Below are 228 nucleotides of genomic sequence, written 5' to 3'. Positions count from 1 at the left end.
GATGCCGCGCTTGTGCGGCGGGATGTTGTTGATCGAAACGCCGTCCAGCCGGATGTCTCCGTGGGTGGCGGTTTCGAAACCGGCCAGCATCATCAGGCAGGTCGTCTTGCCCGAACCGGACGGCCCCAGCATCGTCAGGAACTCTCCCTTCGGCATGCTGAGGTTGAGATCTTTCACGACAAGAGTTTCGCCGTCATAGCTTTTCTGAACGCGATCGAATTCGACGAA

At 58.3% G+C, this 228-nt stretch carries 1 protein-coding gene; it reads right to left on the bottom strand.

The window, feature by feature from the left end; all coding sequences use genetic code 11:
- Nucleotides 1-228 (bottom strand): ATP-binding cassette domain-containing protein (locus A3728_RS16315; RefSeq protein ID WP_150120856.1); only part of this gene is annotated, 228 nt, incomplete at both ends.

Origin of the sequence: Sulfitobacter sp. HI0040, from assembly GCF_001634885.1 — a bacterium.
Lineage (GTDB): Bacteria > Pseudomonadota > Alphaproteobacteria > Rhodobacterales > Rhodobacteraceae > Sulfitobacter.
Note: the sequence above shows the minus strand (reverse complement) of the source record. Positions and strands in the feature narration are given on the sequence as shown.